This is a genomic window from Actinoplanes sp. NPDC048791 (genome assembly GCF_040650095.1).
Taxonomy (GTDB): Bacteria; Actinomycetota; Actinomycetes; order Mycobacteriales; family Micromonosporaceae; genus Actinoplanes.
In genome coordinates this window covers 1-5,369 of record NZ_JBEZGQ010000588.1, presented here as the reverse complement: position 1 = coordinate 5,369, position 5,369 = coordinate 1, and the positions used below count along the sequence as shown (strand labels likewise).

The 5,369-nt window shown below is 72.3% G+C and carries 7 protein-coding genes; all 7 read left to right on the top strand.

Annotation, left to right across the window (positions count from 1 at the left end; translation table 11 throughout):
* On the top strand, positions 1–694 hold a 694-nt coding region (locus AB0C29_RS31875), incomplete at its 5' end, for an AMP-binding enzyme (RefSeq protein ID WP_360828006.1).
* A complete protein-coding gene (locus tag AB0C29_RS31870; RefSeq protein WP_360828003.1) occupies positions 691–939 on the top strand; it encodes a glutaredoxin family protein in 249 nt (82 codons plus the stop codon). The genes AB0C29_RS31875 and AB0C29_RS31870, both read left to right, overlap by 4 nt.
* Positions 940–948: 9 nt before the next feature.
* Complete coding sequence (locus AB0C29_RS31865) at positions 949–1,590, top strand: HAD hydrolase-like protein (RefSeq protein WP_360545650.1); 642 nt, start codon at positions 949–951, stop codon at positions 1,588–1,590.
* 257 nt (positions 1,591–1,847) lie between these two features.
* Positions 1,848–2,588 (top strand): redox-sensing transcriptional repressor Rex, encoded by a 741-nt coding sequence (locus tag AB0C29_RS31860; protein ID WP_212986484.1) that lies wholly within the window; start codon positions 1,848–1,850, stop codon positions 2,586–2,588.
* Positions 2,585–3,880, top strand: coding sequence for a glutamyl-tRNA reductase (locus AB0C29_RS31855; RefSeq protein WP_360828000.1), 1,296 nt, complete (start codon positions 2,585–2,587; stop codon positions 3,878–3,880). The genes AB0C29_RS31860 and AB0C29_RS31855 overlap by 4 nt, the downstream gene beginning before the upstream one ends.
* Positions 3,877–4,806, top strand: coding sequence for a hydroxymethylbilane synthase (hemC, locus tag AB0C29_RS31850; protein ID WP_360827997.1), 930 nt, complete (start codon positions 3,877–3,879; stop codon positions 4,804–4,806). Before AB0C29_RS31855 ends, hemC begins: the two co-directional genes overlap by 4 nt.
* Positions 4,803–5,369: SAM-dependent methyltransferase (locus tag AB0C29_RS31845; RefSeq protein WP_360827995.1), on the top strand; the 567-nt coding region annotated here is incomplete at its 3' end. The genes hemC and AB0C29_RS31845, both read left to right, overlap by 4 nt.

The window sequence follows — 5,369 nt, the reverse complement described above, 5'->3', positions numbered from 1 at the left end:
CGCGGCCGCCTTCACGGCCGCGACCGGCAAGACCGTGCTGGTCGGGTACGGCCTGACCGAAGCCGCCCCGGTGCTCACCACGACCGCGGTCAGTCACCGGGAGAAGACCGGCTCGATCGGCCGCCCGCTGCCCGGGGTGTCTCTGCTGCTGCGCACGGCCGACGGTGAGGTGCTGTGGCGCGACGGGCTCGTCGCGGACGTCCAGGAGGACGCCGAGCTGGATCTCGACCTGGAGGTCAGCGCGGGCACCGACCCGGGGGAGATCGTGGTGCGCGGCGCGAACCTCTTCTCCGGGTACTGGCCGGACGCTCACGACGGCCCGGACGCCGACGGCTGGTGGGGCACCGGCGACATCGCGTACGCCGACGCCGACGGTGACCTGGTGCTGGTCGACCGGATCGGCGAGCTGATCCTGGTCAACGGCTTCAACGTCTACCCGGCCGAGATCGAACGGGTGCTCGACGCGCACCCGGGCGTGGCCGAGGCGGCGGTGATCGCCATCTCCGACCAGCTGACCGGGCAGGCCCCGTACGCCTACGTCGTGCCCGCCCTCGACCCCCCGCCCACCCCCGCCGAGCTGCAGGTCTACTGCGCCGCCCAGCTGGCCCGGTTCAAGCTGCCGGCCGGCATCGAGCTGGTCACCGAGCTGCCGCACTCGGCCATCGGCAAAGTACGCAAGGGAGCACTGCGATGACCCGGATCACTCTGATCAGCCGGGACGGCTGCCACCTGTGCGAGGTGGCCGAGCAGACCCTGGACCGCATCGCCCCCGGGCAGTGGACCCGGGTCGAGATCGCCGACTCGGTGGAGCTGGAACGCGACTACGGCGACCGGGTGCCGGTGGTGCTGCTGGACGGCCAGGAGCACGGCTACTGGCGCGTCGAGGAAGATCGCCTGTTGCGGGATTTGGGTAGACCAGCGGGTGCCCCCCGCCTGTAATCTCGCGCGGTGGCTCGAACTCACCTTGTCTGGGACTGGAACGGCACCCTGCTCGACGACCTGTCGCTGGTCGTCTCCTCGACCAATCACACCTTTCAGGCCGTCGGCGGGCGCAGCGTCGACGCCGACGAGCACCGGCAGCGCTTCCGCCGCCCGGTCGCCGAGTTCTACGCCGAGATCCTCGGCCGGGCGGTCGACGCCGAGGAGTTCGAGGAGCTCGACCGGATCTTCCACCAGGCGTACCGGGTCGGGCTGACCACCACCTCGCTGGCCGCCGACGCCGAGGCCGCGATCAAGGCCTGGCCGGGCAGCCAGTCGCTGTTGAGCATGTGGTTCCACGACGAGCTGGTGCCCGCGGTGCAGACCTACGGCCTGGCCGGCATGTTCACCCGCATCGACGGGCGGCCCACCGAGGTCGACGGCGGGCTCAAGGCCGGCCACCTCGCGCGGCACCTGGCCGAGCTGGGCATCCCCGGCGGGCAGGTGGTGCTGATCGGCGACTCGCTGGACGACGCCGAGGCGGCCGAGTCCGTCGGCGCCGCGTGCGTGCTCTACACCGGCGGCTTCACCGAGCCGGCCCGGCTGCGGGCCAGCGGCCGTCCGGTGACGGACACCCTGGTCGATGCGGTGCGTCTCGCGCAGACGCTGTGATACTCGTCGTCGGAATGTCGACGTCATTGGCATACCAGGGTGGCGAGCGGTAATACTCGGCAGAGGGCCGGCGGATAACACGCCGACTCGATCTTTGTCCAGTTCCGCTATCAAGATCGCGATTTGTGCACGCCTTCACAAGCGCCTACTCTGTGACTCCGACGAGCCCCGCTATCACAGCCGGTCCCAGCAGGCGTCACCGGTCCAGGACCTGCAGCAGGGCTCACCGTAGGTTCGCCTCGTCGGCACGGAGTCAGATGAGTCAGCAGCGTCAAGGAAGCACGCCGGCCACCACCGGCGCAGTCCCGGCCTTCCCGGATCTTCCGGAGGCGACGATCGCGCGGCTACCGGAATACCTTCGCGCCCTGCACAACCTCGCCGAGACCGGTTCCGAAACGGTCTCCAGCGAAGGCCTCGCCGCGGCGGCGGGGGTCAATTCGGCCAAGCTGCGCAAGGACCTCTCCCACCTGGGGTCGTACGGCACCCGCGGCGTCGGCTACGACGTCGCCCTGCTCATCGACCAGATCGAGTACATCCTCGGTCTCGACCAGCGCCGCGCCGTGGCGCTCGTCGGCGTCGGTAACCTCGGCCACGCGCTGGCCGGTTACGACGGGTTCGCCAGCCGCGGGTTCCGCATAGTGGCCCTGTTCGACGCCGACGCCGAGCAGGTCGGCAAGCCGCTCAACGGGCTGACTGTGCGGCACATCGACGAGCTCGGCCAGGCCGTCGTCGAGGAGGGCATCACCATCGGCGTGATCGCCACCCCGGCAGGCGCCGCGCAGGCCGTCGCCGACGATCTGGTGGCTGCGGGGGTCACCAGCATCCTCAACTTCGCGCCCTGCGTGCTGTCCGTCCCGGCGGGCGTCGACGTGCGCAAGGTCGATCTCGCCATCGAACTGCAGATCCTCTCCTTCCACGAGCACCGCAAGGCGTCGCTGACGGCGATCCCCGGCGGGCGCTCACCGGAGGCGGGCAACCAGGAGGCGGTCGGGTCGTGAATCTGCTCAGTGTCGGCGCGTCCCACCGGACGGCCGGGATCGACACCCTCGAACGCCTGGTCATCGCCCGCTCCGACATCCCGGCCGTGCTGCAGAAGCTCGTCGCGCAGCCGTATGTCGGCGAGGCCGTGGTCCTGTCCACCTGCAACCGCGTCGAGATCTACGCGGCCGTCTCCGGCTTCCACGGCGGCCTCGGTGACGTCTGCAACGTGCTCGCCGAGCAGTCCGGCATCGGCGCCAAGGACCTCGCCGCCCACCTCTACGTGCACTACGACGAGGCGGCCGTGCGCCACTCGTTCCGGGTCTCGGCCGGCCTCGACTCGATGGTCGTGGGCGAGGCGCAGATCCTCGGCCAGCTCCGCGACGCGTACCACGCGGCCACCGAGACGGACACCGCCGGCCGGCTGCTGCACGAGCTGATGCAGCAGGCGCTGCGCGTCGGCAAGCGGGCGCACGCCGAGACCGGCATCGACCGGGCCGGGCAGAGTGTCGTCACCGCCGCCCTCGACGTGGCCGCCGCGACCCTCGGTGGCGACCTGACCGGGCGCACCGGCCTGGTGGTCGGGGCCGGTGCGATGGGCGCGCTCTCCGTGGCGACGCTGACCCGTTCCGGTGTCGGACCGCTGCGGATCACCAACCGCGGCGCGGCCCGGGCCGACCGGCTCGCCGAGGCGTACGGCGCCACCGCGGTCCCCTTCGACGCGCTCGAGCAGGCCATCGCCGCGGCCGACATCGTGGTCTGCGCCACCGCGTCCACCGAGCCGGTGCTGACCGCCGCGACCCTGGCCGGCCGGGAGAAGCCGCTGGTGGTGCTCGACCTGGCCGTGCCGCGCGACGTGGCCCCCGAGGTCGGCGCGCTGCCCGGCGTCACCGTGGTCGACATCGACAGCCTGGCCACGAGCCGGCGCACCCTGCCGGCCGCCGCCGAGACCGCCGCGGTCGAGCAGATCGTCGCCGCCGAGGTCGAGCACTTCCTCGCCTGGCTGCGCGGGGCCGAGGTGGCACCGACCGTGGCCGCCCTGCGCACCCGCGCCGACGACGTGGTCAGCGCCGAGCTGCGCAAGCTCTCCGCGCGCCGGCCGGAATTCACCGAGGAGCAGCGGGCCGACGTTTCCCGTACCCTGCACCGGGTCGTCCAGCAGCTGCTGCACTCGCCGACCGTACGGGTCCGTCAGCTCGCCGCCGAGCCCGGCGGCGACCAGTACGCGGCCCTGCTGCGGGAGCTGTTCGACCTCGACGTCCCGCACGCCACCAAGGCCGACGCCGTACCCGAGATCGGAGGACAAGCGTGAGCACACCGCTGCGCCTCGGCACCCGGGGCAGCGCCCTCGCGCTCGCCCAGTCCCAGCTGGTCGCCGACTCGCTGACGGCCGCGACCGGCCGCCCGGTCGAGCTCGTGCGCATCGTCACAGCCGGTGATCGTTCCGCCGCGCCGGTCGCCCAGCTCGGCGTCGGGGTGTTCGTCTCCGCGCTGCGCGACGCGCTCATGGCGAAGGAGATCGACTTCGCCGTCCACTCGTACAAGGACCTGCCCACGGGCCAGCACCCGGGTCTGCACATCGCGGCCATCCCGCAGCGTGAGGATCCGCGTGACGCGCTCATCGCCCGGGACAACAAGACCCTCGCGGAGCTGGCGCCGGGCGCCATGATCGGCACGGGCGCGGTGCGCCGAATCGCGCAACTGCATGCTTTGGGCCTACAGTTGCAGGTCACGCCGATCCGCGGCAATGTCGACAGCCGCATCGCGAGGGTGCTCGGTCCCGAGGCCGACCTCGACGCGGTTGTCCTGGCCCGGGCCGGCGTGGTGCGTCTCGGCCGGGCCGCCGAGATCACGGAGACGTTGGACCCGATGCTCATGCTGCCCGCCCCCGCCCAGGGTGCGCTGGCGATCGAGTGCCGATCCGACGACGCAGACCTGGTCGAGCTGCTGGCCGCACTCGATCATGCACCGTCCCGCGCCGCCGTCACGGCGGAACGGGCGATGCTCGCCACGCTCGAGGCCGGTTGCTCCGCACCGGTCGCGGCACACGCCGAGCTCGCCGAAGGCGAGCAAGGCGACGAGATCTACCTGCGCGGTGCGGTGATCAGCCCGGACGGGGCCCGAGCTGTCCGGCTGTCGCGCACCGGAACGCCCGCCGACGCGGCGGAGATCGGCAAGGCGCTCGCCGCCGATCTCCTCGACAACGGCGCCGACACCCTGATGGGGAGCACAGAATGACCACCCGCACCGCCCGCAAGTCCGCAGGGCGTATCGCTTTCGTCGGCGCCGGACCCGGCGATCCCGGCCTGCTGACCCGCCGGGCTCACGACACCCTCGCCGACGCCGACCAGGTCGTCTACGACCGTGGGGTGCCCGAGTCGCTGCTCGCGGCCATCCGGGCGGAAGCCAAGGGCGACACCCAGTTCAGCCCCGCCGAGGGCGCACCCGGCGACGTCGCCAAGGTGCTGCTCTCCGCGGCCAAGTCCGGCCTGTCGGCGGTGCACCTGGTCGCCGGTGACCCGTTCGGTCACGAGGCCGTCGTCAAGGAGGTCCAGGCCGTCGCCCGGACCGCCGTGCACTTCGAGGTCGTGCCCGGCCTGGGCCAGGCCGAGGGGGTGGCCACCTACGCGGGTGTGCCGCTGCCCGGCGTGCGCACCGCGGCCGACATCGACGACGTCACCGCGCTCGACTTCGACGCGCTGGCCGCGGCCGCCGTCAAGGGCTCGTTCGCGGTCCGCGTGGACCCCGGATACATCGACGACGTCCGCGACTGCGGCATGACGGCGGTCGTGGTGGCCGGG